General features: G+C 66.8%; 23 protein-coding genes. 18 read left to right on the top strand and 5 right to left on the bottom strand.

Going from position 1 to position 25,991, the window contains the following annotated elements:
• Positions 1 to 23 precede the first annotated feature (23 nt).
• The 3 genes from AAFU51_00925 to AAFU51_00915 all read left to right on the top strand — a co-directional run bounded on the left by AAFU51_00925 (position 24) and on the right by AAFU51_00915 (position 6,109).
• Positions 24 to 2,216, top strand: a complete 2,193-nt coding sequence (locus AAFU51_00925; GenBank protein MEO1569809.1) for a DUF4331 family protein — start codon at positions 24 to 26, stop codon at positions 2,214 to 2,216.
• A 96-nt stretch (positions 2,217 to 2,312) separates the two neighbouring features.
• A complete protein-coding gene (locus AAFU51_00920; GenBank protein MEO1569808.1) occupies positions 2,313 to 3,677 on the top strand; it encodes a tetratricopeptide repeat protein in 1,365 nt (454 codons plus the stop codon).
• 38 nt (positions 3,678 to 3,715) lie between these two features.
• A complete protein-coding gene (locus AAFU51_00915; protein ID MEO1569807.1) occupies positions 3,716 to 6,109 on the top strand; it encodes a TonB-dependent receptor in 2,394 nt (797 codons plus the stop codon).
• Positions 6,110 to 6,115: 6 nt separating this feature from the next.
• On the opposite strand, the gene AAFU51_00910 is transcribed toward AAFU51_00915, so the two are convergent.
• Positions 6,116 to 6,916, bottom strand: a complete 801-nt coding sequence (locus tag AAFU51_00910; protein ID MEO1569806.1) for a DUF2071 domain-containing protein — start codon at positions 6,914 to 6,916, stop codon at positions 6,116 to 6,118.
• A gap of 110 nt (positions 6,917 to 7,026) precedes the next feature.
• Here AAFU51_00910 and AAFU51_00905 point away from each other — a divergent pair, with 110 nt between their 5' ends.
• From AAFU51_00905 to AAFU51_00885, 5 genes are all read left to right on the top strand, one after another.
• Positions 7,027 to 7,701: a heme exporter protein CcmB gene (locus tag AAFU51_00905; GenBank protein MEO1569805.1), complete on the top strand. Its 675-nt coding sequence runs from the start codon at positions 7,027 to 7,029 to the stop codon at positions 7,699 to 7,701.
• Positions 7,702 to 7,809: 108 nt separating this feature from the next.
• Positions 7,810 to 8,547: a cytochrome C assembly protein gene (locus tag AAFU51_00900; GenBank protein MEO1569804.1), complete on the top strand. Its 738-nt coding sequence runs from the start codon at positions 7,810 to 7,812 to the stop codon at positions 8,545 to 8,547.
• Between the two features lie 137 nt (positions 8,548 to 8,684).
• On the top strand, positions 8,685 to 9,002 hold the full coding sequence (locus AAFU51_00895; GenBank protein ID MEO1569803.1) for a CcmD family protein: 318 nt from the start codon (positions 8,685 to 8,687) through the stop codon (positions 9,000 to 9,002).
• A gap of 18 nt (positions 9,003 to 9,020) precedes the next feature.
• Positions 9,021 to 9,425, top strand: a complete 405-nt coding sequence (locus AAFU51_00890; protein ID MEO1569802.1) for a cytochrome c maturation protein CcmE — start codon at positions 9,021 to 9,023, stop codon at positions 9,423 to 9,425.
• 1 nt (position 9,426) lies between these two features.
• Positions 9,427 to 9,813, top strand: coding sequence for a DUF1499 domain-containing protein (locus tag AAFU51_00885; protein ID MEO1569801.1), 387 nt, complete (start codon positions 9,427 to 9,429; stop codon positions 9,811 to 9,813).
• Positions 9,814 to 9,822: 9 nt separating this feature from the next.
• Here AAFU51_00885 and AAFU51_00880 read toward each other — a convergent pair whose 3' ends face one another.
• Complete coding sequence (locus tag AAFU51_00880) at positions 9,823 to 10,716, bottom strand: hypothetical protein (GenBank protein ID MEO1569800.1); 894 nt, start codon at positions 10,714 to 10,716, stop codon at positions 9,823 to 9,825.
• A 170-nt stretch (positions 10,717 to 10,886) separates the two neighbouring features.
• Between AAFU51_00880 and AAFU51_00875 the strand changes: the two genes are divergently transcribed.
• The 4 genes from AAFU51_00875 (at position 10,887) to AAFU51_00860 (ending at position 14,201) form a co-directional block, all read left to right on the top strand.
• Entirely contained in the window at positions 10,887 to 11,705 is an 819-nt protein-coding gene (locus AAFU51_00875; GenBank protein ID MEO1569799.1) for a mechanosensitive ion channel family protein, read from the top strand.
• Positions 11,706 to 11,839: 134 nt separating this feature from the next.
• Entirely contained in the window at positions 11,840 to 12,193 is a 354-nt protein-coding gene (locus AAFU51_00870; protein ID MEO1569798.1) for an iron-sulfur cluster assembly protein, read from the top strand.
• A 78-nt stretch (positions 12,194 to 12,271) separates the two neighbouring features.
• Entirely contained in the window at positions 12,272 to 13,555 is a 1,284-nt protein-coding gene (locus AAFU51_00865; protein ID MEO1569797.1) for a cysteine desulfurase, read from the top strand.
• A gap of 187 nt (positions 13,556 to 13,742) precedes the next feature.
• On the top strand, positions 13,743 to 14,201 hold the full coding sequence (locus AAFU51_00860; GenBank protein MEO1569796.1) for a VOC family protein: 459 nt from the start codon (positions 13,743 to 13,745) through the stop codon (positions 14,199 to 14,201).
• 9 nt (positions 14,202 to 14,210) lie between these two features.
• Here AAFU51_00860 and AAFU51_00855 read toward each other — a convergent pair whose 3' ends face one another.
• Together AAFU51_00855 and AAFU51_00850 are read right to left on the bottom strand one after the other, a co-directional pair.
• Entirely contained in the window at positions 14,211 to 15,332 is a 1,122-nt protein-coding gene (locus AAFU51_00855; GenBank protein ID MEO1569795.1) for a Nif3-like dinuclear metal center hexameric protein, read from the bottom strand.
• Between the two features lie 40 nt (positions 15,333 to 15,372).
• Positions 15,373 to 16,668, bottom strand: coding sequence for an MFS transporter (locus tag AAFU51_00850; protein MEO1569794.1), 1,296 nt, complete (start codon positions 16,666 to 16,668; stop codon positions 15,373 to 15,375).
• Positions 16,669 to 16,864: 196 nt separating this feature from the next.
• Here AAFU51_00850 and AAFU51_00845 point away from each other — a divergent pair, with 196 nt between their 5' ends.
• The 4 genes from AAFU51_00845 to AAFU51_00830 all read left to right on the top strand — a co-directional run bounded on the left by AAFU51_00845 (position 16,865) and on the right by AAFU51_00830 (position 23,436).
• A complete protein-coding gene (locus AAFU51_00845; protein MEO1569793.1) occupies positions 16,865 to 17,134 on the top strand; it encodes an HPr family phosphocarrier protein in 270 nt (89 codons plus the stop codon).
• A gap of 194 nt (positions 17,135 to 17,328) precedes the next feature.
• Positions 17,329 to 19,188, top strand: coding sequence for a phosphoenolpyruvate--protein phosphotransferase (gene ptsP / locus AAFU51_00840; protein MEO1569792.1), 1,860 nt, complete (start codon positions 17,329 to 17,331; stop codon positions 19,186 to 19,188).
• 324 nt (positions 19,189 to 19,512) lie between these two features.
• Positions 19,513 to 20,454 carry a zinc-ribbon domain-containing protein gene (locus AAFU51_00835; GenBank protein MEO1569791.1) on the top strand — a complete coding sequence of 314 codons (942 nt, stop codon included), beginning with the start codon at positions 19,513 to 19,515 and terminating at the stop codon, positions 20,452 to 20,454.
• Between the two features lie 45 nt (positions 20,455 to 20,499).
• Positions 20,500 to 23,436 (top strand): insulinase family protein, encoded by a 2,937-nt coding sequence (locus tag AAFU51_00830; protein ID MEO1569790.1) that lies wholly within the window; start codon positions 20,500 to 20,502, stop codon positions 23,434 to 23,436.
• A gap of 2 nt (positions 23,437 to 23,438) precedes the next feature.
• Here AAFU51_00830 and AAFU51_00825 read toward each other — a convergent pair whose 3' ends face one another.
• Positions 23,439 to 24,023 (bottom strand): alpha/beta fold hydrolase, encoded by a 585-nt coding sequence (locus AAFU51_00825; protein MEO1569789.1) that lies wholly within the window; start codon positions 24,021 to 24,023, stop codon positions 23,439 to 23,441.
• 167 nt (positions 24,024 to 24,190) lie between these two features.
• On the opposite strand from AAFU51_00825, the gene AAFU51_00820 reads away from it, so the two are divergent.
• Positions 24,191 to 24,850 carry a hypothetical protein gene (locus AAFU51_00820; protein ID MEO1569788.1) on the top strand — a complete coding sequence of 220 codons (660 nt, stop codon included), beginning with the start codon at positions 24,191 to 24,193 and terminating at the stop codon, positions 24,848 to 24,850.
• Complete coding sequence (locus AAFU51_00815) at positions 24,843 to 25,982, top strand: TPM domain-containing protein (GenBank protein MEO1569787.1); 1,140 nt, start codon at positions 24,843 to 24,845, stop codon at positions 25,980 to 25,982. The genes AAFU51_00820 and AAFU51_00815 overlap by 8 nt, the downstream gene beginning before the upstream one ends.
• Positions 25,983 to 25,991 lie beyond the last annotated feature (9 nt).

Here is a 25,991-nt window from a genome sequence, read left to right as displayed (position 1 = left end):
TTTTCAACCTTTCTCGTACTCTCATGACACGTGCTCTCCGCCGACTTCGAGCGCCGCTGGCGTTCCTCGGCACCGCAGCCCTCGCGCTGCTGCTGGTCGTCGCCGCCCCTCAGTTTGGCGACGCCTCCAGTCACCGCGAAGCTCCGCTTATCGCGAACGATCCGCTCGCGGACAACACCGACCTCTACGCGTTCGTCTCCCCGGACGACCCCGAGACGGTCACCATCGTGGCGAACTACATCCCGCTCGAACTGCCTGAGGGCGGTCCGAACTACGTCACGTTCGGCGAGAACATCGCCTACGACATCCACATCAAGAACCAGGCGTCCTCCGGGCCGCTCGGCTCGGCGACGGATGACATCACCTACCGCTTCACCTTCGACCTCACCAACGAGGACCCGACCACGTTCTTCAACATCCGCCTCGGGCAGCAAAACCTGAAGGCGACCTACACGATGGAGAAGAGCACCAACGGGGGCGCTTCGTTCTCGACGGTCCTCTCCGACGGCATCGTGCCTCCGAACAACATCGGGCCGCGCTCCATCGAAGACCCGACCGTCGGGCTGGGCACCACGTACGCGCAACTGACGCAGGACGCCATCGCGACCTCGTCGGACGGCGTGCGCGTGTTCGCCGGGCCGCGTGACGATCCGTTCTTCGTCGACCTCGGCGGCATCTTCGATGTCGGCAACGTGCGGCAGGAGTTCGGGTCGAACCCAAGCAACGCGGCTATCGCGCGCGACGCCGTGGCTGGGTTCAACACCCACGCGATCGTGCTCCAGATCCCGATCTCGTCGCTCCAAAAGGACGGCCTCTCGGCTTCGCAGGCCGACGACATCCTCGACGGCGACTTCGTGATCGGCGTGTGGGCCTCGGCCAGCCGCCCCCGCGTGACGACGCTCTCGTCGGACGGCTCCGCGCCGACCGTCTCGGGCGACCTCGTGCAGGTCTCGCGCCTGGGCAACCCGCTCGTCAACGAAGCCGTCATCCCGATCGGCGACAAGGATCGGTGGAACGCCGTCACGCCCTACAGCGCCGAGGAGCAAGAGTTCGTGCAGTATTTCGCCAACCCAGAGCTCGCACTCTACATGGGCAACGGAGCCTTCGGCGCCGCCGTCCCTGCGCTCAGCGGCGACCTCGTCATCCCGACGAACTCCTACCCCGCCGTGGGCGACGTCGACGGCGATGGCTCCGACGGGTTCAACTTCAACAACGGCGCCGACGGCGTCTACGACCTCGTGGAAGCGGGCGTCGACTTCACCGGGACCGCGTTTGCCGTGCCGCTCCAGCCAGGCCTGGCCGGGCCGGGCCAGCCGCGCCTCGCGGACGTCTTCCCGATCTTCTACTACGGCGTGCCGAACCTCATCCCGTACCAGCTTGCGACGGGCAAGACGGGCGGGCCACTCTCGGCCGGGAAGCCGTTCATCAACAACTTCCTCCCGGTGACGGCAGCGCCAGACGGGGCCCTCTACGGCGGCGATCTGCTCCGCCTCAACATGGCCACGCCGACCACCGACCGCATTTCGGAGGAGTTCCGCGTAAACGCCCGGCAGGGCCTCATCCGCGCCGCCGTGCTCGGCCTCACTGCCGAGCCGTTCAACACGACGACGGACGTGGAATTCATCCCGCACATGGACGGCTTCCCCAACGGCCGCCGCCTGGAGGATGACGTGACGACGATCGCGCTGCAAGCGGTTGGCGGCCTCGTGCTCGCCGCCGTCGGGCTGCCCTTCGACGACGCGACGGCCGGGGACTACTCGGACCTGCTCTCGCCGACGCTGCTCTCCGAACTCGGCTTCGTGGCTGGGCCGACGCAGAACGACCTACCGTTGGACGACACCTTCCCGTATCTCGCGGCTCCGCACAACGGGTTCAGCTATGTGAAGCAGCTCACGGCGTCTGAGCCGCCCATCGCCAACGCCATTGACGACGTGGGCATGAATGTGCCGGACGGCTTCATCCTGGAGCAGAACTACCCGAATCCGTTCGCGCCGTCCACGACGATCTCGTACCGGGTCCCGGAAGCGGGCGACGTGCGCCTCGACGTGTTCGACGTGCAGGGCCGCTTCGTGCGGACGCTCGTGGACGAGCGCCTGACGCGCGGCACCTACGAGGTGGACTGGGACGCCCAGGACCTCGCGAGCGGCACCTATGTCTACCGCCTGATGGTGGACGACCGCACGCTCACGACGCGCAAAGCGACGCTGGTTCGCTAGCCCGCTCTTCGAGAGGCGGGGCCGCTGCTTTGTCGTGCGGCCCCGTCCTTCTCTACTCGATTCGCTGTAGCTCTCTCCGCCTCATCCCATCGACCCATGAATCGCCCCCGTATGTACACGCTCGGCCTCGTCGTCGCGCTCATCGCTATCGCTGCCGCCGTACTTATAGCACTTCGCCCATCCGACGCTCCCGATCTAGCCTCGGCCGCTGAAGCCGCCGATGCCCTCCTTCCCTCCTCGAAATTCCTCGACGCCGCCGAAGCCGTCTCGTTCTACGAGGCCGCACTCCGCGCTGACGGCGACAACACCGCCTACCAGATCGCGCTTGCACAAGCGCACCTCCAACTCGCCCGGACCGGCGACGAAACCACCCACGTCCCCGCCGCCGAGGCTGCACTCGCCGTCGCGCTCGAGTGCGACCCCACCAACGTCCACGCCCTGCTGCTTCAAGGCGTTGTCCTGAACAAGCTGCACCGCTTCGAGGATGCACGCGACCTCGCGGATGGTTTGCTCGCGCAGTACCCATCGCTCGCCGACGCCCACGCCCTCCGCATCGACGCGCTCGTGGAGTTGGGCGAGTACGACGAGGCCGTTGCCGCGGCTGACCTGATGCAGTCGGTGCGCCCAGGCCTCCCGTCCTACGCCCGCGTCGCTTACCTCCGCGAACACTACGGCGACACCGACGGGGCCATCGCCGCGATGCGGATGGCCGTCGATGCCGGGGCCGCAGGCACGGAGGAGCGTGCCTGGGCCGTGACTGAACTCGCCGCGCTCTACCTCGGCAAGGCGAAGGTCGACATCGCGCGCTTCCTCTACGAGGGCGTCCTCGACGAGCGGCCCTCCTTCGCGCCTGCCGTGGCCGGGCTCGGCCACGTCGCACTCGTGCAGGGCGACGCCCAAGCATCCATCGACTATCTCAACCAGGCCTACCGGCTCACCCCGAGCGACGGCTTCCTAGAACTCCTCGCCGACGCCTACGAGGTGGTGGGCGACACCGATGCCGCCGACCGCACCCGTGAGCGCGTCCTCGACGGACTCGCCGCTGCCCGCGCAATGGGCGAGATCGTGGACATGGAAGAGGCCGACTACCTCCTCGACCTCGACCGCGACGTAGAGCATGCGCTCCGCATGGCCAAAGCACAAGTCGAGCGTCGCCCCGGTCACCTCCACGCCAACGAGACGATGGCCTGGGCGCTCCTCAAGAACGGCCGCGCCGCCGAGGGCATCCCCTACATCGAGCACGCGCTGCGCCTGAACACGGGCGATGCGATGGTGCATTTCCGCGCCGCGCGGGTCTACGAAGCCGCCGACCAGACCGCCGAGGCGCAACGCCACCTTCGGATCGCGCTCGACGGCAACCTGCACATCGAGTCGGGGGCATCGGCCGAGGAGGCACGACGGCTGCTGGCTAGCCTCTCCGGCTCCTCGGCACCCGTCCGCTCCGCTCGCCTCGACGGTTAATGTCCCGCCCTTGGTCGCTTCTCACTCTGCCCAAGCCCATGTCACGCTCGCTTTTACTCTGCCTTCTGGTCGGTGTCTTTTACCTGCTCGGATCGCCGCTCGCGGCCCAATCGCTCACCGGTCTTGTGACCGACCTCGACGGCGAGCCGCTTCCAGGCGTCAACGTCGCCGTGGTTGGCACCGCAATGGGTACGAGTACCGATGCAGCCGGGCAGTTCGGCCTCGATCTCGTGCCGGGGACCTACACGCTCGCGGCCAGCCTCGTCGGCTTCGAGACGGCGCGGCGTCCGGTCGCGATCCCGGCGGACGCGGCCGATGGGGACGTCGTCTCGCTCACGATCCGGCTAGCTACCTCGTCGGTGCAGCTCGACGAGGTGCTCGCCACGGCCGACCGGCCCTACTCGGCAGCCTCGTCTCGGGCAGTGCGCGCGTTCGATCTTGGCGTGCGGCCCACCCGCTCGACGCAGGACCTACTGCGGCTCGCGCCTGGCCTCGTCATCGCGCAGCACGCGGGGGGCGGCAAGGCCGAGCAGCTGTTCCTGCGCGGGTTCGACGCTGACCACGGTACCGACGTGGCGCTCGCCGTGGACGGGATGCCGGTGAACATGGTATCGCACGGACACGGGCAGGGCTACGCCGACCTCCACTTCGTGATGCCCGAGACGATCGAGGCCGTGGACGTCTACAAGGGCCCCTACTTCCCTGGCTTCGGCAACTTCGCCACGGCAGGCGCGGTCACGATGACGACCAAGGACCACCTCGACGAGAGCCTCGTGCGGCTGGAGGGCGGCAGCTTCGAGACGGGCAGCGTGACCGGCCTCGTGCAGGTGCCCACGTCCGGACAGCACCAGAGCGCGTACGTCGGCGGCCACTTCCAGCGGTCCGACGGACCGTTCGAGGCGAGCCAGGACTTCCAGCGCTTCAACCTCTTCGGCAAGGTGCATGCCCACCTCTCGCCCGCCTCCACGCTTGCGTTCAGCGCGGGCGGCTACGGGGCCGGGTGGGACGCCTCCGGGCAGGTCCCAGAGCGCGCCATCGACGACGGCAGCATCACGCGCTTCGGGGCCATCGACGCACTCGAAGGCGGCACGACGACGCACCAGCACGCCAACCTCGTCTACACGCTCGACGGCCAGGGCGGGAGCGACAGCGACCTCCGGCTGCAAGCCTATGGCATCCGCTACGGCTTCAAGCTTTACTCGAACTTCACCTTGTTTCTGGAGAACCCAGAGCAGGGCGACATGATCGAGCAAACGGACGACCGCACGCTCTACGGCCTCGACGGGCAACTCCGCTTCCGCCGCACGCTGCCCTTCGGGATGAGCGGCACGACGACGCTCGCCACCGGCTTCCGCGCCGACGACGCGACGGTGTCGCTCTGGCAGAGCCCCGACCGCGTGCGCGCTCGGCAACTCGTCGGCGCCGACATCGCCGAGCGCAATTTCTTTCTGTGGGCACAGGAAGAACTTGTCGTCAACCGCTTCGTGCGGATGCTCGTTGGCGTCCGCGGCGACTACTTCACGTTTGACGTGGAGGACCGCATGGAAGCGTTCGCGGACGAAACCGGCCTGCCGCACGCGTCCGGCTATGCGCAGCAGGTCATCGTCAGCCCGAAGGCCAATCTCGTCGTGACGCCGGTGCGCGGGCTCGACCTGTTCGCCAACGCGGGCCTCGGCTTCCACTCGAACGACGCGCGCAACGTAGTGCTTGGTCAGCGCATCGCGGACCTCGTGCAGGTCCGAGAACAGGACGGGCTATCGTCCGAAGAGATCGAGGCCGAACTGACGGCGCGCAACTACGACGCCGCCCAGGCCGAAGTCACGACGCTCCCACGCGCCATCGGCACCGAACTCGGTGCGCGGTGGACCGGCCTCGGCGACCGTCTCACGCTGGGCGCCGCCGCTTGGCTACTCGATCTGGAGCAGGAATACGTCTTCGTCGGCGACGCAGGCACGACGGAGCTTTCCGGCGCAACGCGGCGCGTAGGTATCGACCTCGAAGCGCGCGCGCAGGTGCTCCCATGGCTCGCCCTCGACGCCGATGTGACGCTCTCCACTGGGCGTTTCGTGGACGAGCCCGCCGACGCTGACGCCATTCCGTTGGCCCCGACCCGCACCGCGCAGGGTGGCATCGTCGTTCGTCGCGACGGCGTCCGGGGCAGCCTCCGCGTCCGGCACGTCGGCGACCGCTCGGCCAACGAGACCGGCAGCGTCACCGCCGAGGGCGCGACCGTTTTCGACGCCTTCGCCGCCTACCGCATCCACGACGTGGAGCTGTCGCTCAGCGTTGAGAACGTGTTCGACGCGGCCTGGAACGAGGCGCAGTTCGACACCGAGTCGCGGCTTTCGGGTGAGGCCTCGCCGGTGTCGGAGTTGCACTTCACGCCCGGCGCGCCGCGCACGCTGCGGCTCGGCGTGACCTATTTGTTCTGAGGCCTCCTATCCAACCACCCGTGGGGGCCACGCGACCACGTCCACGGCTTCAGCGTAGTGGGCATACGGTGCCACATCGGGCAGGTCGATGCCCCACGCGCTCACGAGCGTGTTCGCCTCAATGCGGGCCTCCGCAGGCCTAAGTGGCCACGGGCGGTGGTGGATGTCGCCCGTGACCAGCTTGCCAAAGCGTTTAGCGAACAGGGCGTACCGCTCGGTGAACCAGTGTGTGAGACTGCTCGGCTCTGCCGAGACGAGGCTGTTCATCGGCAGGACGGTAGCGCGGAAGGCTGCTTCGGGGGCGCCTCGGTGCGTGCGGCGGCTGAAGTAGCGCACCACGTCAGACTCGGCCACTGCTGGGTCGGTGAGTTGGCTTCCTTTCATCACCGCGACATCGTGGGCGACGCTGATCTCGGCTGTGAAATAGGGCAGCCCGAAGCTGGCGCGTGCCGCCCACACGGCGAGGAAGCTCGCCGCGTCGAGGCTGAAGAACCATACGCCTGCGCGGCCAGTGGGCGCGTGACGCACGTAGGTCCGCACGTTGAACTCGCCAAACGTGTGCGTGCCCGGGACGAGCGGGAGCCCGCGCACCTTGGTCTGCTCCATCCGAAATGGCACCACGCCGATCCACGCCTCGCCAGCGTAGGTATCCACCTCCAGCTCGTTTGGGATGAGCGGGCGAAGCGCGGCGACGGGCACCGGCCAATGTAGAAACGTCAACGACGCCCACCGCATCGACAGCACCCACGGCGAAGACGGAACCGTCCACGGACGGTGCGCGGTAGCCGGGGGAGACAGGTCGAGCATCGGGCAAGGAAAGCAGAAACGAACGGGTCTTCCCGCCAAACCCATTCGGATCCGTTCAGGTTGCGCGGTACCATTCTCCCTGCCTCATTGATTGATCGCCTCACTGCCCCGTGTTTTTCCGCGCCACCTGGGCCGTTTTCCGGAAGGATGTGCAACTTGAGTTGCGCAGCCGCTACGCTATCAACGCGCTCGGCATGTTTGTCGCCGCGTCGCTGGTGCTGGTCCTGTTCGCGCTTGGGCAGACGGAGATCTCGCCGCCGGTGCGGGCCGCGCTGCTGTGGATCGTGATCCTGTTCGCGGCGTGCGTGGGGCTCGGTCGTGCCTTCGTCGCCGAGGAGGAACGCGGCACCACGCTGCTCCTGCAGCTGCATGTGCCGCCGAGCGCCGTGTATGCGGGCAAGCTCCTGTACAATGCTGCGTTGACCCTTGCCCTCAACCTGGCGGCCGCGGCTGGTTTCTTGCTCGTCACCGGGGCGGAGATCGCGGCACCGGGCGTGCTCCTGCTCACACTCGTGCTCGGGGCCATCGGCCTCGCCGGGGCCACCACGCTCTTGGCGGCGATGATCGCGCGGGCGTCCGGAGGTGCGCCGTTGCTGGCGGTGCTCGCGTTTCCGGTGCTGGTGCCGCTGCTCTTCTCGGTGGTCAACCTGACCGAGCGCGCCACGCGCCCCTTCACGGCGGGGCTGTGGACGGAGGCGCTGCCCGACTTGACGTCGCTCGTGGGCTTTGCCGGCCTCCTCATCACGGCGTCGTCGCTCCTGTTCGAGTACGTGTGGACGGAGTAGCCTCTCGGCGCTGAGACTGCTGGTCGAAGGTCTGTCGAATCGCGAAACGCGGAAGCGTCCGGGAGGTTGGTAGTTCGCGACAGACAGCGGACCCACCACCTACGACCTGTGACTGCCCACGACCTCCCCACCCCGCGCACCGGCTGGCCCTACCGTCTCCTCACGATTGTCGCCGCGATCTGGGTGACGGTGGTGATCGTCGTGTCACTACTCGGCGACATCGCGTGGCTGCCCATCCTAGAGCACACGGCGCGCAACCTCTACTTCCACCTCCCCTTGTGGCTCGCGCTGTTCGTCTTCTCGCTCATTGCGGCCTACCACTCCGTCCGAGTGCTGCAAAGCGGCCGACGCATCCACGACGTGCGCGCCGAGCAAGCCATGGTCGTCTCCGTGGGCGCGGGGCTGATGGCGATGGTGACGGGCGTCGTCTGGGGGCGCTTCACGTGGTATGTCGGCACCGACATCTGGTGGAACGGCGACCCGCGCCAGGTGATGGTCGCGGTGCAGTTGCTCATCGGTGGGGCCTATTTCGTGTTGCGCGGCGCGCTGGAGGAGCCGCGGCGCCGCGCCCGCATCGCGGCGGCCTATTGCCTCTTCGCCGCGACGACGCTCCCGTTCTTGATCTACGTGCTGCCGCGCCGCATGGCGAGCCTGCACCCTGGCGCGGAGGGCAACCCAGCGTTCAGCGAGATGGACATCGCCCCGCAAATGCGCATCGTGCTCTACGCGTCGCTCATCGGCTTCCAGCTGCTGTTCTACTGGATCTACGTACAGCGCGTGCGGGTGCGCGTGCTCGAAGAGCGCCGTCGCGATCGCGAGGAGGCGCAACTGGTAGGTGCACTCTGATCACGTAGCGTTGCAGCCTTGCACAGCCGACTGGGCTCCGCGTCCCGAAATCGCTGTGAAGCCGCCGCCGAGGCCGTGCAGACGGGCATCCTTGACGCGATCCTTTGGTACACGCGGCCCTCACTCCACCGCCTCCGATGTTGCTCTCACCGTCCTACTCGACAGACTACGACGTGCCCGTGACCCTGGTCGCGCAGGCCGACACGAGCACGGTGCAGGGCGAGACGACGCCCCCTACCGCTGCAGCGGACAGCACGGGTCCTATCGCCACCCTCGAAGACATCCCAGTCCAGGAGTTTGAGGGGCTCGACCGCATCATGCTCGCGGAGGATCGCCTCCCGGTCGTGCTCGCGGTCGTGCTGGTGGTCTGGATCGGGGTGCTGCTGATGCTTGCCCGGACGGATCGCCGTCTGAGCCAACTGGAGCGCGACGTCGACCGCGACACCTCCTCGTAACCTTTGCTCTTCGGTTCCATGACCCCCAAGACCATCATCGGTATTGCGCTCATCGGCGTGTTCGGCTTCCTGGTTGTCCGCAGCTTCGGGCAACAGGTCGGCGGCTACGAAGACTTTGCCACGGCTGAACAGACGGGCAACTACGCCCACGTCGTCGGCGACTGGGTGCGCGAGCAGCCCGTGAGCTACGATGCGTCGTCCAACCAGTTTTCGTTTTACATGACCGACGAGATCGGCGGGATACGACAGGTAGTCTATTTCAACCCCAAGCCGGCTAACTTCGAGGACGCCGAACGCGTCGTCGTCGAAGGCCGCATGGACGGCGAGGTCTTCGTCGCGGAGAAGATCCTTGTGAAGTGCCCGTCGAAGTACAACGATGGCGAATTCAGTCCGGGCGCCATGCCAGCAACCGCTGCGAGCTGACGTGTTTCGAGACGGTCCTTCTGCCCTACCGCCGAGTCCGCTTCCGGACCTGCCGCCGACGCCCAACGGCCATACCGAGGCGCGCCGCTTCGGCGAAGACGCGGATACACTCTTCCGCCTCGTGGCCGACACCGTTCCAGAGGTGCGAGGCTGGCGCGTAGGCAAACCGCAGAGCATCGAGTCAAGCCAGGAGCAGCGGCGGATCTACGCGCTCTACCGCGTCGGCGTGTTCCAGGACGACGTGCTGATTGCCATTGAACCGCTGTCCGATGGCGGTGCCGCGCTCTACCTACGCAGCACGAGCCGGACCGGCTACAGCGACCTTGGCGTCAACCGCCGGCGCTGTGCGGCCTTGCTCCAGGCGACCGAGGCAGCCCTCAACCGCTGACGCGCCCGCTTACCGGCCGAAGGTGTAGGAGACGCCGACGTAGGGAATCGGAGAGATTTCGAGGCCGCCCTCGCCCCAGCCGAACCCGAGGGCAAGGTCCCCGGCCACGCGGTCCCCGAAAAACCGCACACCTGCCAGCGAGCCCCCGCCGAATCCGCCGGACCCAACCCCGATGTAGTTCTCGGAGATAAGCTTGATCGAGTTCGACACCTGCCGCTCGTAGCCCGCCAGCACCAACGCCCCCTCGCCGAAATCGACATCTTCGTAGTCACTGGCGTAGACCCCGAATACGCCGAACGTGAAGGCGTTCGTCGGCGAGCCTGCGGTCAGCGCCGCGTAGACGGTGCCCGCCACGCCGGTACCGTCCAGGTCGCTGCCGACCGGCACGAAGGCGTTGGCCCCGACTGAAAAAGCCATGTTCTCCCCTCGAACAAGTTGGCCCTTCACGTTGAAGTTGAACAGCGTGAAACCACCCGTAGGGATCGACGAGGCGAACGAGAGGTCGAGGCGGTCCGTCGGGCTGTAGGCGACGGATGGGAGGATGTAGTAGCCCGAGATCCGCCCCGTGCCCGCTGCCATGGTCCGCCCAGTCGGAGCGATAAACAGGCGTGACGGGATTGGATCGTAGCGGCTGAACCCACGCTCCAAGAGCGGTCCGACTTCTTCGATGTTCGCGCGCGGGATCGTCGTTTGTAGCCCGTCATCGGTGGCGAGCACGATAGTGTCCGGCGTCTCTTCGAGAATGACGCCGACGAGGACCGTGCCGTTGGTGAGCGTCACCCGCTTCTTTTCCGAGGGATCTGTTGCGAGGCTCGCGTCTGTGTGAGCGGGCTCTTGCGCCCACGCAGGTGCAGCGACGAGCAGAAGCAGGATGAGCCGAAGCGTAGCGTAGACTTGCCGCATCTGAAGAGCCAATGCTGGGTGGGACAGGCGTGATGGCAGGGAGCCGCAAAGAATACACTCTGGGTAACGCGGCCTCGGCACTTGTCAGCAGCAGCCGATCCGATCGCGTGCACGGTACCTCCCCCGCCGCTAGTTTCTCGGTCCCCACCCTACTAGACGCTCTCGATCTCATGGACAACGCGGAAGCCTACCTCGAATTCTTCCTCAACGACATCGTGCCCGTGCTCGGCAACCTCGCGGGTGCCGCTGCCCTCCTTGTGGTGGGGTTCTGGGTCATCAAGCGGGTGCGCAAACTGGCCGAGGCCGCGCTGAACCGAGCCGGGTTCGAGCGCGCGATCGTGTCGTTTCTCTCGTCCTTCTTGGACATCGCGCTTAAGGTGTTTCTGCTGCTCATGGTGGCCGGCATGGTTGGCATCGAAACGGCGGCACTTGTTGGGGTGCTCGCCGCGGCGGGCTTTGCCGTGGGCCTCGCGCTCCAGGGCAGCCTAGCGAACTTCGCCGCAGGGATCCTCATCCTCGTCTTCAAGCCGTATCAGGCCGACGACTGGATCTCGGTCGAGGACCAGTTCGGCCGCGTCGAGACCATCCAGATCTTCTCCACGATCATCGTCACGCCGGGACTCAAGACGCTTGTGATCCCCAATGCGAAGGTCATCGACGGCATCCTGACCAACTTCTCGAAGAAGGGCCGCGTGCGTCTGGAACTCAACGTGACGATGCCCTACAGCGAGAGCTTTCCCAAGGTCGAGGTCCTCATCCAAGAGGTGCTCGCCGAAACGCCGGGCGTACTGGACGACCCCGCTCCGGAGATCGGCATCGAGGCCTTCGACAGCCACAGCGTTGTCCTCGCGGTGCGGCCCTACGCGGAGCCGGACGACTACTGGCCGGTGACGTTCGAGGTGCACCGCCGCATCAAGCACGCCTTTAGCGAAGCTGGGATCGAAGTCGCCTACTCTGAGGGCGTCGAACTCGGTCGCATCGGGCAGTGACGATGCACGATGCAGAATGTGGAGAGCGTCGTCAACAGCACCGATCTGCACGCGACCCTCGCACTTCGCGCTGAACCTGGTGCAGTGCCTGGGGTACCACAGCTCTCATCCTCGCACCCACTGCACAGTCCCCGATGTACCGCGACTTTCTAATTGACGGCCGCGACGACCTCGACCACCTCGCCCCGCACGAGCGCGAGGCCGTCGAGGTGTTCCAGAGCGTCTACGACCCCGAAATCCCCGTACCCATCTGGGACCTCGGCCTCATCTACGGCCTCGACACCAATGTGGAGGGCCAGACGGCGCACGTCAAGATGACGCTCACGGCGCCCAACTGCCCTGCGGCTGAGTTGCTGCCTCAGCAGGTCCGCTACGGCCTCGAAGCGCTCGACTGGTGCGACGACGCGACCGTCGAGATCGTGTTCACGCCACCCTTCAACCAGGAGATGATCTCCGACGAGGCCAAGCTCACGATGGGCTTGATCTAGGTGTGGAGGCGTGAACGTATGGACGTGTGAACGTGCGTACTCCTACACCTCCACACGTCCACTCCCGCATATCTCGCCATGCCTGCCCTCCCGCTCCCGCCGTCCGAGATCCCGCTCCTCGATGTCTCTGAGGACGAACGGCCGTGTTACCTCGACTCGGCCGCCACGTCGCTGAAGCCGAGGGCCGTCGTAGACCGCCTCGCCCGGTTCTACGCGTACGAGAATGCGCCCGTGCACCGCGGCGTCTACGAACTGAGCCAGCGAGCGACCGATGCCTATGAACAGGCTCGCCGCACCGTTGCAGCGTTTGTGCACGCCGAGCCGGAGCAGGTCGTCTTCACGCGTGGCACCACGGAAGGGCTCAACCTGATCGCGCACGCCTGGGCGATGGAGCAGCTTCAGCCGGGCGACGAACTCCTGGTCAGTCCGCAGGAGCACCACTCGAACTTTTTACCGTGGCAGGCCGTCGCCGAGCGGACGGGGGCGACGCTCCACTACTTCCCCCTCACGCCAACAGGGCTTGTGGACCTCGACGAGGCTCGTGCGCTGATCTGCCGCCGTACCAAGCTCGTGGCGATGGCGCACGTCTCGAACGTGCTCGGCGTCGAGAACCCGGTCCGCGAAGTGTTTGGAGCGGCCCGCAAAGTCGGCGCGATCACCGTGCTCGATGGCGCGCAGAGCGTCCCCACGCGCCCCGTCGACCTCGCCGACCTGCACTGCGACGCGCTCGCGTTCAGCGGCCACAAGATGCTCGGCCCGACGGGCATCGGCGCACTCGTCGTCGATCTTGCGCGGCTCGGACCGATGCAGCCCTACCAGACCGGCGGCGGTATGATCGAGCGCGTCTCGCTCTCAGCCCCAGTCTACCTCGACGGCGTCGCGCGTTTCGAAGCGGGGACTCCCCACGCCGCGGGCGCCATTGGCCTCGCCGCCGCGTGCGACTACCTGTCGAGCCTCACCTACGACGGCAAGACGGGGATGGCCGCCGTAGCCGCCTACGAGCACGCATGGGGCCTGCACGCCATGGAGCAGATCGGCGACATCGACGGGCTGCGGCTCATCGGGCCGCCTGAGGGGCACGAGGCCGAGGGCGGCATCGTGGCGGTCCAGATGGACGGCGTGCACCCGCACGACCTCGCCGTGCTGCTCGACGCCCAGGGCGTCATGTGCCGGGCCGGGCACCACTGCACGATGCCGCTCCATGCGCACCTCGCCAACGAGCCCGACGCGCCGCAGGTGGAGACGTCGCTGCGGGCGTCGGCCTACGTCTACAACCCGCTCGCCGATGCCGACCGGCTCGCCGATGCGCTTCGCTTCGCCGCCCGGGCGCTGAGGGGCGACCGCACGACCGTGTTCGCTTGAGCGCACCCCTGCCTCAGTGCGTGTCGATGTAGGACGCAGGCGCGGTCGGGAGCCCGCAGGGAGCCGGCACAGCCGGTGAAGAACACGGGCCGTGGGTTACGTGAACGCCGTCTATACAGGCTGACACCGACACGGCACGACGTATGGGAGTGTTGTCCTGGCCCTGCGTGACCAGCGCCGCTCGACCTTGCTGACTTCCCCCGACTCGATGTTCGATCCCTCCGCTTTCAGCCGCCGCCACCCCGATCCCGCCGCCGCTGAACGGGCGTTCCGCAAGCCTTCCACGACGGTGTGGCTCGGCAGCATCGCGCTGTGCACGGACTGCTTCGACGAGGCGATCGCCTTCTACGTTGGGACGCTGGGCTTCCACCTTCGATCGATGGCCCCGCACACCGCCGACAGCACGTTCATGCAGGCCTTTCTCGTGGACGCCGACGGCCAGGACGTGCTCGAACTCATCGAGGTGCCGCCGATGCCGCTCGGGGCTCGGTCGGTGACCCAGCTCGGGTTTCGGCTCCCCCAGCGAACGTGGCAGCTCCTCCGCGTACGCCTGCTCGCCCAGGAGTACCCGTTTACCGAAGTTGGCGACGCAGTCTTCCTCGAAGACCCGAACGGCGTCATGCTCAAGATGCAGTCGATGGGCTAGCGTAGTCGGTTACGTTGACCACGTGCGCATTGGGCTGGTCCACGCGTCCGTGCGATGCACCGCGAGCCCGTTGAATCGCGCGGCTAGATAGTCCACGAGGATGCGTTCGGTGACGCGCTCCGTCTCGTAGTGCCCGGCGTCGATGAGCGCCATCATTGGGGTGCCTTCGAGGTCGAGCACGTCGAAGAACGTGTGGTAGGTCACGTCGGCAGTGACATACGCATCGGCTCCCGCACGAAGCGCGTGTGGGATGAAGCGACTGCCCGACCCGCCGCACACCGCGACCGTGGACACCATCGCGGTATCGTCACCCACATAGCGCAGGGCCCCCGCATTCAGGCGGGCTCGCACGATCGCGAGGAAGTCGGCCAGGGGAATCGGGGTCGGGAGCGTGCCGACGACGCCGTAGCCTGCTCGCGTCGCCGGTTTTTCGAGCGCGAACACGTCGTAGGCCACCTCTTCGTAGGGGTGCGCTGCCTTCAGCGCCGCCACAACGCGCCCGAGGTCCCATCGCATGACTTCCACTTCGAGGCGCACCTCGTCCACGGCTTCTAGCGGTCCGCCCGCCGTGCCGATGGCTGGGTTGGCGCGCTCGGTAGGCCGGAAGTAGCCACGGCCAATGGAGGTGAATGCACACGCCTCGTAATCACCAATGCGCCCGGCGCCTGCCTCGGCCATTGCAGCATGGACTGCCATGGCGGCCTCGTTCGGAACGAACGTGACGAGCTTCACGAGGGCGTCGTCCTGCGAGACGAGAATCCGTCCGTCTCGGACCCCGAGTTGCTCCGCGAGCGCAAACGAGACGCCTGCCGGTGCCGCGTCGAGGTTGGTATGCGCGGCGTAGTAGGCGATGCCGGACTCGGCTAGCCGTAGCACGAGCGCGCCGACCGGGTCTGAGGCCACGAGTCGCTTCTGCGGCTTGAAGAGCAGCGGGTGATGGGTCACGATCAACTCCGCACCCAGCTTCTGGGCCTCCGACACGACGGCGGGCGTCAGGTCGAGCGCCACGAGCACGCCGGACACCTCGCGCGCGGCGTCGCCCACGAGGAGCCCCACGTTGTCGAAGTCGGCCGCCATGCCGCGTGGGGCCCACGCTTCTAGGGCGGCGGCGATGTCAGAGACGGTAGGCATAGTCGTGGTACACGAAGCAGGTGACGCAAGCGATGGTGCCTCAGTCGATTTCGCCGGTGTTGGCGGGGCGTCCGGCGAGTTCGATGCCTTCGCGTTCGTCGACGAGCGTGAGCAGCGCCGCGCCGATGACGAAGAACACGAGCACCACGGCGACGCCCGCGCGCTGGCTCTCGAACGTCGTCGTGAGGATGCCGAAGAGGAGCGGCCCCATGAACGCGGTCAGCTTGCCCGAGAACGCGAAGAAGCCATAGAACTCGGTCTCCTTGTCGTCCGGGACGAAGCGGCCGAGCAGCGAGCGGCTCGCCGACTGGTTCGGGCCGGCCGCGAGGCCCACGAGGATACCTGCCGCCCAGATCATTGCTTTGGTCTGCCCGAACACGGCCACGAGCGTGGCCACGCACAGGAGCGCGAGCGAGGCGTAGAGCGTCGTCTTGCCGCCGACCTTGTCGTCCACGAAGCCGAACAGGAACGCGCCGAGGCCTGCCGCCACGTTGAGGGCCATGCCGAAGAAGATGATCTCGTCGGTCTCGAAGCCGAACGTCCCCGCCGCGTAGATGCCGCCGAGCGCGAAGATGGTCACGAGGCCGTCGTTGTAGAACAGCCGCGCGAGCAGGAGACGGACGATCATCCGGTATCGCCCTAGTTCTCGAACCGTCTCCCCCATTTCGCTGAAGGCGGACGAGAACAACGCGGCCGTGCTCGGGCGATCCTCGGGCTTCGCCTCCTTGATGAAGAGGAACAGCGGGATCGAGAACACAGCAAACCACACGGCCACGAGCAGATTCGTCGCCCGGACATGCTCGGCGGTCTCGGTATCGAGGCCGAAGACATTGCCTTGCACGAAGAGAAACAGACCGAGCGCCAGGGCAATGAGACCGCCGAGGTAACCAAGCGCCCAGGCCGTCCCCGAGACGCGGCCGATGCGGTCGGGCGGTGCGAGGTCCGGGAGAAAGGCGTTGTAGAACACCAGTCCCATCTCGTAGGCGATGTTTGCGACAACGATGCAGACGAGGGCCGGGAGTACGTCGCCCGCGCCAAAGAAGAACGACGCCGTCGTGCCTCCAATGCAGACCACCGTGGCGATGCCGAGGTAGCGCTTGCGATGCCCGCCGCGATCGGCCATCGCGCCAAGGAACGGCGATAGAAGGGCCACGGCGACGGCGGTAATCGTGATACCGCGCGTCCAGAGCGCTGTCCCCTCGATCTCGTTCTCCGCGATGCCCTGCGTGAAGTAGGTGGCGTAGACAAAGGTGACCACGAGGGTGGTAAAGGCGCTGTTGGCGAAGTCGTAGAGACTCCACGACCAGACGGCGCGGCGATCGTGAGTGCGGGCCATGGGCGGGGGTGCGGGTGAGAGTGCCGAAACCAAAGTAGACGCCCGAGCCGGAGCAGGCCAAGCGCGTTCTTTAGAATGCGAAAGGAGTGTGGGCGGGTGCGTCGTCCCCTGCGCTTTCCATTGTGACGCATGCATACCTTGCGGCGGCCTCGCTATTGTCGCTCGCTCTCCCCACCGCAACGCTCCTTCCAGTCGCATGCTCACGCGCGAAGTCACCGTCCGTAACCGTGCGGGCGTCCACACCCGTCCCGCCTCAATGATCGTCCGCACGGCAGCGGGCTTCGAGTCGGAGTTCTTCATCCGCAAAGATGGCTACGAGATCAATGGCAAGAGCATCATCGGCGTGATGACGCTGGCCGCTGAGCAGGGGGCCACCCTCGAGCTGCTCTTCGACGGACCGGACGAGACGGCCGCCGCCGACGCCATGGAAGCCCTCTTCGAAGGCAGCTTCGGCGAGGAGAAGTAGTCGCCGTCCGCGCGCGGGCACTTCCTGGAGCCTGCACTGGGCTCTACGCCCGCCACGACGAGTGCAGCGCGCATGGTCGAGGCTGGCACGGCGCGTCACGCTGCTGGCTTGAACAATTAGGACGAGGCTAGGAGCGAACATCCAAGCAGTCCGGGCATAGACAGGGACCCTTCCGCACCCCACTTCTGTGTTCTATGCCGCTGGCCTTCGCCTCGTCGGAGTCTCGTCCGCCTGCCTCGCCCCGCGATCCTGAGGGTGCGCTGGTGGTGGCGCCGCCCGAACCTCACGTGACCGCGAGCGGGATGAGGGTGCTCAACGGGCTCGCCGTCGCACCAGGCATTGCCATGGGACAGGCGTATGTCTACGAGGCAGGCGCGTACCAGGCCACGCAGGAGCACATCGAAGACGGCGATGTAGAGGCCGAGGTGACGCGGTTCGAGGACGCCGTGGCGCGCTCCGAGCGCGAACTCCGCAAGGTGCTCGTCGTCGCGAACGAGAAGATCGGTTCTGAGGGTTGTGCCCTGTTCTCGGCTCAGCTGCTCATGCTGCGTGACTCGTCGCTCTACGACGCCACGATCGACCGCGTGCGTCGGGAGCACACGGGGGCAGGCTTTGCACTGCAAGCGACGATGGACCGCTTCCGCAACCGCCTGCAGGCCAGCAGCGACCCGCGCTGGCGAGAGCGCGCGGCCGAACTGCTCGACGTGCAGAACCGGGTGCTGCGCAATCTGAACCAGGACCGCGCCGTCTCGCACATCGACCCCGACCGGATTGTGGTGGCGGAGAACCTCACGGCCGCTGACATCCTGCTCTTCAGCCGCCAAGGCATCCGCGGCTGCGTGCTCGATTTCGGCGGCCCGACGTCGCACGTGTCGCTCATGGCGCGCGCTCTAGGGGTTCCGGCTGTCGTTGGCCTGCACGGCTCCGCGGCGGCCATCCGCGGCGGCGATACGCTCATCCTCGACGGCTTCTCAGGCCGGGTCGTCATCAACCCCGACGAGGAGACGCAGGGCTATTTCGCTCAGAAGCGCGCGCGCTACGAGGCCCTCCTCGAAGGCCGGGCAGACCTGCTGCCGCTCCCCGCCGAGACACGCGACGGATGCCCGGTTCCCCTTCGGGCCAATCTCGAATTCCGCGAAGAACTCCCGCAACTCGACGAATACGGCGCCGAAGGCATCGGCCTCTTCCGCACCGAGCTGCTCTTCATGGCGCAAGGCCAGGCGCTCGAGGAAGAGGAGCAGGCCGCGATCTACCGCGAGACGATCCGCACGGCTGCGCCGCACCCTGTCACGATCAGGCTCATCGATCTCGGCGGCGACAAGGTCTTGCACGTGGCTCGACGCGAGCCAAACCCGTTCCTCGGCTGGCGTGGCATCCGGTTGCTGCTCGACCGCCCCGAACTCCTGAAGCCGCAACTCCGCGCGATCCTGCGCGCTGCCGTGGAAGGCCCGGTGCGCATCCTGCTCCCGATGGTGACGGTGATCGAGGAGGTGCGCGCGTTCAAGAAGGTGATGAACCAAGTACTCGTTGATCTTGCGGGCGCTGGCATCCCCCACGGCCGCGACGTGCAGGTGGGCGTGATGATCGAGGTGCCCGCTGCGGCGCTCCTCGCCCCGCGCTTCGCCCAGGAAGTCGACTTCCTCTCGATCGGCACCAACGACCTCACCAGTCTGACTCTGGGCGTCGACCGCGGCAACGACTTGGTCGCCAACCTCTACCGCGAACTGCACCCCGGCCTCTTGATGCTTATCGCTCGCACCGTGGCCGCCGCCAACCGGCACGGCATCAGCGTAGGCCTGTGCGGTGAGATGGCGAGCAAACCGCGCATGGTGCCGCTGCTCGTAGGCCTCGGCGTGCACGAACTCAGCATGTCGCCCGCCTACCTCCTCGACGTGAAGCGGGTCATTCGGGCCATGACGCAGCTCGAAGCCGAGGCCCTCGCGCAAGAAGCCCTTGCGCAACCCAACGCCGAGGCCGTCGGCGAGCTGCTCGACCAGTGGCTCCGCACGCACAACCGCGAACTCGCTTCGCTCTTCGACGACGACGTGGTGTAGCTGTCCGGCGTGGTCTCTTCGAGCGCAGGTTGAAGCCGACGCAAAGCCGAACGTGGGCGGAAACGACGGCCCGGGGTGGCTGTTTGGGCGTTCGCATCGCCGACCATTTCCTCCACCGCCATGTATACGTCCGCCGACAGCTGTCCCGAATGCGGGGCGCGCCTCACGCCCCGCGCTACCCGCTGCGACCTCTGCGGGCACGACCTCACCGCCGGACGGATCGTACACTCCTCAGATTTGGACGCGGATGCGTCATCGAACGCCGTCGAAGCCGTGCCTCCAGCCCCGGAGAGCGCTGGCATTCCTCCCACCACACCGGTTCCCATGGACGCGCCCCTCGAACGCCCCGCTTCTCCTCCCGAGCGCACGGTGCAGTATTGCGGGCAGTGCGGTGCTGAGAACCCCCTCTCCGGGCGCTTCTGCACGATGTGCGGTGCCCCGCTAGCTGAAGGAGTTGTCCGGTTCGTTGCGCCACCCTCTGGTCCGCCGTCGGCGGCCACGAAACCAGCGGGCTCCAAGAAGCTGCTCGTCATGGTCGGGGCGGTCGCCGCTTTTGCCCTCGTGCTGTTTGCCGTGGACCGCCTCAGCGGTACACCTGAATCGCCTGTGGAGACGGAGGCACCGCCAGCGACTGCATCCGGAGCGGCCGGAACACCGCCCCCTGCGGCACCGGCACCCGTGACGGCGGACCCCCAAACCGAGACGCGCGCGGCGCAAATCGAAGCCGACATTGCTGCCGCAGAGACAGAGGCAGGACGCATCGGCAAGCGCATCGAGCTCGTGGAGACCTATGCTCGTGCCGGTCTGTACGGCCGCGCGGCCGAGGCACAGTCCGCGCTCGCCGAGGTCACGCAGACCGCGGCAGCCTGGGCCACCGTCGGGACGCTCTGGCTCGACCACATTCCGCAGGTCGGCGCAGACGAGCAGGCACCCGTCGCCCTCAGCGCCATCGACGCCTATCAACAGTCGCTTGCCATCGAAGACGACCCCGACGTGCGCGTTAATCTCGCGCTCGCCTACCAGTACGACCCCTCCACGCCGATGGGCACGGTCGAGCAACTCCAGACGGTGATCGAGGGCTACCCGGACCACCCCGAGGCCAACTTCAACATGGGGCTCATGCGCGCACGCATCGGCCGCCTCGACCAGGCAATCGAGTCGATGGAGCGAGTGATCGCGGTCACGGACCACGACAATCCCGTGCATCAGCGGGCCGAGCTAGAACTCGCGCAGCTACGCGGCCAGGCCCAGCAGCAAGGCAGCTAGCGTCCCCACTGCCCACAGAATCCATCGCGCATCGCCCTCGCTACCATGTGCACCTCTTCGCTGTCTGCTTCGCTCTCCCGTTCCTACGTGTTGGCTGTAGCGTTGGCCTTCGGAGCAGGCTGTGCGCCCGCTGTAGTGGTTACCGATGCGGAGGCGCCTGCCGAAGAGCCCACGTTGGTCGCTGGGCCGCTCCTCGCGCCGCCCGTGACAGAGGCACCTGGCACCCCGCTGCCGATGCGTCCTGACCTCCTCGCGGACACGCTGGACAATGGCCTCGCCTACTATGTGCTCCGCAACGCCGAGCCGCAGGACCGCGCTGAACTGCGCCTCGTCGTCAACGCAGGCAGCATCCTTGAAGCCGACGACCAGCAGGGCCTCGCGCACTTCCTGGAGCACATGGCCTTCAACGGCACCGCGCAGTTCGAACGCCAGGAATTGGTGGACTACCTCGAAGGCATCGGCATGCGCTTCGGCCCTGACCTCAACGCCTACACCTCGTTCGACGAAACCGTCTACCTCCTCCAGGTACCGACCGACTCCACGGAGATCGTAGAGACCGCGTTCGACATCCTCCGCGAGTGGGCCAGCGCCATCACGCTCGACCCGGCGGAGATCGACAAAGAGCGAGGCGTGATTCTGGAGGAGGAGCGGCTCGGCAAGGGCGCGCAAGATCGCATACAGCGCCAGCAGCTGCCCGTGCTCTTCAACGGCTCCCGCTACGCCGACCGCCTGCCCATCGGCACATCCGACGTGATCCAGAACGCACCCTACGAAGCCATTGAACGCTTCTACGCCGACTGGTACCGCCCCGACCTCATGGCCATCGTCGCCGTGGGCGACTTCGACCCGGCGGAGATCGAAGCCGAGATTATTGAGCGGTTTGCGCCGCTGACCAACCCCGACGACGCGCCGGAGCGCGTGGGCTACGGCGTGCCCGACGGTACCGAGCCGCAGTTTGCCGTTGCCAGCGACCCTGAAGCCACGGCCTCCGTCGTGGGCGTGCTCTACGGCCGCACTGTGCAGCCCGCCGGCACCGACTCGACGTTCCGGCGCGACCTCATCGCGGCGCTCTACAACCAGATGCTCAACGACCGGCTCCGTGAGATCGTGCGGCAGCCGGATGCGCCGTTTGTTGCTGCCTTCTCGTTCGAGGGCGGCTTTGTGCGCACACGCGAGCTTTACGGACTCCAGGCGATCGTGCCCGAGGGCGGCATAGAAATGGGGCTCCGCGCGCTGCTCACTGAAGCGGCGCGCGTCCGCCAGCATGGCTTCACCGCGACCGAATTGACGAGGGCGAAGACGGAGCTGCGGCGCGCCTACGAGCAGGCTGCCCGCGAAGCCGACAAGCAGGAATCGGGACGCATCGCCGGCGCTCTGGTGAGCTTGGCGCTCGGAGGTGGCCCCGTCGTCGATCCCGCGACCGAATTCCTGTTTGCTGACAACCTGCTGCCGGGCATTGCCCTCGCCGAGGTCAACGCCAAGGCCGAGACGCTGATGCCAGAGCGCAACAGGTCGGTGCTCGTGAGTGCCCCGGAGACTGAAGGCGTGGCCCTTCCCGACGAGGCTGCGCTCGCAGCGGTGTTTGCCGTGGTCGATGCGCTGTCCGTTGCGCCCTACGAGGACGGCGCCGCGTCCGAGCCGCTCCTCCCGACGCTGCCCGAGCCCGGGGCCATCGCCACACGCACCCGCTACCCGGCGCTCGACTACGCCGAGTTCACGCTCGACAACGGCGTCCGTGTCGTCCACAAGCAGACCGACTTTCAGAACGATCAGGTCCTCGTGCGGGCCTTCTCCCCAGGCGGCACGGGCCTCGTCGACGACAGCACCTACCTCGCCGTTCGCAGCGCGGTCGCGTTTGTGAGCCAGAGCGGCGTGGGCGCGTTCAGCGTCACCGATCTCGAAAAGAAGCTCGCGGGGCAGGTGGTAGGCGTTGCGCCCTACATCAGCGAGCGGGAAGAGGGCTTCCAGGGTAGCGCCAGCCCCGACGACCTGGAGACGCTCTTCCAACTCGTGCACCTCTACGTCACGGCCCCACGGCTCGACGCCGACGCCGTGACTTCGCTCACCCAGCGAATCCGCGCCTCCATCGCCAACCGAGCCAACAGCCCACAGGCAGCCTTTGCAGACACGCTCTCCGTCACGCTTCAGCAGGCCCATTCCCGCCGCCTGCCATTTGACGAGGCGGCCCTCGACGCGCTCGATCCGCAGGCGTCGTTCTCGTTCTACCGCGACCGCTTCGCCGACCTCGACGACTTCACGTTTGTGGTGGTCGGCAACGTAGACCTCGACACACTCCAGCCGCTCGCGACGCGCTATCTCGGGAGCCTCCCCACGCTCCCCCGCACAGACTCGCTCGTGGTGATCGAGACACCACCGCCACCCGGGGTCGTCGAGAAGACCGTCGTTCGCGGCGTCGAGTCACAGAGCCGGGTCGCGCTCGTGTACACCGGCTTCTTCGACGAAGACGACCCGGAGGCGCGCCGTGCTGCGGTCTTGCAGTTTGACACGATGGGGAAGGTGCTCAATACGCGGCTGCGCGAGGAACTGCGTGAAGAGCGAGGCGGAGTCTACGGCGTCGGCGTGAGCACGAGCGCAGACCGGGAGACGGGGGAGTATGCGCTGCAGATCGGATTCGGCTGCGACCCCACGCGCGTAGACGAACTCGTCGCGGCGGTGCAGGCCGAGGTGGCGGCACTCCGCGCAGCGCCTCCTGCCGCCACCTACCTCCAGCGCGTGCAGGAGCAGGCCCGGCGCCAGCGGGAGGAAAACCTACGGGACAACGGCTACTGGCTCTCCGTCCTCGAAAACGCCTACCGCTACGATGAATCCCCCGAACAGCTCCTCGGCAGCGTCGAGCGCCTGCACGCCTTGACCGTCGGGGATATCCAAGCAACCGCACGCCGTTTCGTCAACCCCGATCAGGTTGTGCGCGTGGTGCTCGTCCCTGAAGCGACCAGCGAAGAGGCGTCCGGCCGCGAGTAGCGTCACGCCAGTGCGTCTGAAACGAGGTCAAGGACACGTCGGTCGCGGGCCATGAGCGCATGCAGCGCGACAGGCACGGCTTCGTGGGTGCCAACGGGCAGGACCGAACTTCGCGCCGGGACGATCATCAAGTCGTAAGGCGTCCAGATCGAGTGCATGTCTACGTCGGCGAGCGTGTCGATATCACGGTCCAGATCGCGGAGGAAGGCACTCCCCGGCCGCATCTGCGCGATGCCGCGATTAAGGGGGAGGCGGCTCCAGAGCGTACCGCCGTGCGGGGTCGAAATCGTGACGAGGCGCCGCGTGCGATCGAGACCACCAAGGCGTTGGACGTAGTACCGCGCGATCAGCCCGCCCATCGAAAACCCGACGAGGTCAATCTCTGTAGCCGACGCGAACGTGTCGTCCAAGAAAAGGCGGAGGTGCTCCGCGAGCCGGTCGAGGCCGCCTCGTGCGGTTCGCGGCGTCAGCAGCGGCACATGCGTGGTGTGCCCAGCAGCGCCGAGGTGCGCCTGCATGTGGCGAAAGAGCCGGGGCGAGTCGAGGAAGCCGTGGACGAGCACGACGGGCGGGGCGGACGCGGTCACGGTTCCGAGCGAAGTAGTGGCGAGCGAAGTGGTAGTGAGCCAAGTAGTGGTGAGCCGAATCGCGGTGAGGCAGTATGTTGGAAACGTACTTCCGTGACCCCTCCCGGTGCCGCTCGGCGCTGAAGAAGGTGGGGCCATGATCTACCATCTGAACCGCCTCCTCACCCATGACACCGACTCTCTCCGACGCGGACCTCCAGCGTATCCGCGAAGCCGTCGCCACTGCAGAGACCCAGACGGCTGGCGAAATCGTCCCGTACGTCGTAGGTCGGTCCGGCAGCTACGACGTGGCCGTGTGGCGCGGGGCCTCCGTCGCGGCCGTCCTGGCGATGCTCTCTGGGATGATCGTGGCGGCGCTCTACGACGGTTGGGGGCTCGGCTGGCTCTACACCGGGTGGGGCATGGTCCTCGTCGCGCTCACGGCGGGCGCACTCGGAGCCTTGGCCACGGCCTACGTCCCCGCCCTGATGCGTCTCCTCGCGGGCGACGGCCTGCTCACGCTCAACACGCACCGACGCGCCATGCAGGCCTTCGTCGAAGAGGAAGTCTTCGACACGCGCGACCGCACCGGTATCCTCCTGTTCGTGTCCATGCTCGAACACCGCATCGAGGTCTATGGCGACGCAGGCATCAATGCCAAAGTGGACCAGTCGGACTGGGCTGAGGTCGTCGCGCGCGTCCGCAAGGGGATTGTCGAGCAGCGGTTCGCCGACGGCATGGTGGACGCCATCGCGCTCTGCGGCGAGCTACTGCACCGCCGTGGCGTCGAGATTCGCCCGGACGACACGGACGAGCTTTCGGACAACGTGCGCTTGCGCGATGAGTAGCACCGCGCACCGTATGGGGCGGCTGTGCAGTCTCGTGACCGCCATAGCGGTGGTGCCGTCGCTACTCGCCCAGGTCGCCGTCCCGCCCCTGACGGGACGCGTCGTGGACCTTGCCGACGTCATGGATACGGCCTCGGAGGCCCAGGTGACCTCGACGCTTGCGGCACTCGAAGACTCGTCGTCACACCAGGTCGCGGTCCTTACGATTCCTGACCTGGACGGCGAGTCCGTGGAGCGCGTAGCGACGCGCGTGTTCAACACGTGGGCGCTTGGGCAGCAGGGCCTCAACAACGGCGTCCTGCTGGTCGTCGCGCGAGACGACCGGCGGCTGCGCATCGAAGTCGGCGTCGGCCTCGAAGGCGTCCTGACCGACGCGGAGGCCGGCCGCATCATCCGCAACACGATGGTGCCGCGCTTCCGCTCAGGCGACTTCGCTGGAGGCATTCGTGAAGGCGTGCTCGCCATCGAGCGCGAACTCGTGGGGCAGATGCCGCAGGCCGGTCCACAGGCCGCGCTCGGCCGCGACTATGTCCCGTTCGAGCGACCGGCCACACCATGGGGCCGCATCTACTGGTTCGTCGCGCACGACACGGGGTGGTTCGGCCTTCTCCTGCTGCCGATCATCGGTCTCCTTCTCTATGGCCTCGGCTACGGGTTCTTCGTTGGCTCCTTCTCGATGGAGCAGCGCTGGCCGATGCTCCTCTTTCTCCTCGGGTTCGGCTCGTTGAGCCTGCTCGTTCTTTTCGTCTTTCTCGGCGAAGTCCTCTGGATTGCCCTCTACGACCGGAGCGTATCTGAGGGCGCCTGGTTGTGGAGTGCACCCGTTTCGCTCATGGTACTCGTCTTCTTGGTCGAGCGCTGGTTTTCATCTGCACCCGTGTGGCAGCGCTGGCGCGAAGCCAAACGCCGCGTGGTGCGACTGAAGGCCGAGGCCCGTGCCAACAAAGAGAACGTCACGATCTACACATGGGGCGAGACCATCGTCTACGATGGCAAGCGCGCCGCGGCCCGTGCGAACTCAAGGGGCGGCTCATCCTTCGGCGGTGGCTTCTCGGGCGGTGGCTTTTCTAGCGGCGGCTTCTCGGGTGGCGGCGGTTTTTCATCCGGGGGCGGTGCCTCTGGCGGCTGGTAACGCATTCAG

It is taken from the genome of Bacteroidota bacterium, assembly GCA_039821555.1.
In the GTDB taxonomy this organism is placed as follows: Bacteria; Bacteroidota; Rhodothermia; order Rhodothermales; family Rubricoccaceae; genus JBCBEX01.
This window is presented reverse-complemented; position numbering and strand designations above follow the sequence as displayed.